Here is a 721-nt window from a genome sequence, read left to right on the forward strand (position 1 = left end):
AGAGAAATCTTTGAGTCCTGCGGCTTTGACATTGAAATCCTCGGAATGGTTCGTGTAAATAAGGCTGCAAAACGTTGGAAGAGTGCATACACGACCAGTGGGTTAGATGGACTTACAGATACACGTAAGGGAAACTCAGGTAGACCTTTGGGTCGTGAGCTATCGATGGAGGAGAAGTATGAACGTTTGTTAGCTCAAAACAAACTATTACAAGCAGAAAACGAACTGTTAWAAAAGCTCGAAATGGAAGAAAGGAGACTGATGAACAAGAAATTCAAATAGCTAATACAACAAAATTCACATTAATTCATTCCGTTATCCAAAAGTTTCACCTTATTCGTATGGTCAAGTACCTATGTCAGATCGCTGGTGTATCCAGATCAGGCTACTATAATCATTTTTCAATGCAGGCACAGCTATGTCGCAATCAGAGGGATCTACAGGATGAAAAGGCTAAGGAATGGGTCCTCAAAGCCTTTMGTTACCGCAATCGCAAAAAAGGAGCACGTCAGATTAAGATGACGTTAGCCCTTCAATTTGGTGTGAACTTTAACTTAAAACGGATCCGTAGAATAATGAAAAAATATAACATTGTTTGCCCCATCCGAAAAGCAAATCCTTATCGTCAAATGGCTAAGGCTACGCAGGAACATCGTGTATTAAAAAATGAATTAAACCGTAAATTCAAACAAGAAACTCCTGGGAAAGTACTACTTACTGA

Annotated in this window: 1 pseudogene; it reads left to right on the forward strand. The window is 39.4% G+C overall.

Annotated elements, in window-relative coordinates:
- Positions 1–721 (forward strand): annotated as a pseudogene (locus ACPV3A_RS37730) (IS3 family transposase); the annotation flags it as partial.

It is taken from the genome of Paenibacillus sp. Dod16, from assembly GCF_049893405.1.
GTDB lineage: Bacteria > Bacillota > Bacilli > Paenibacillales > Paenibacillaceae > Paenibacillus_AQ.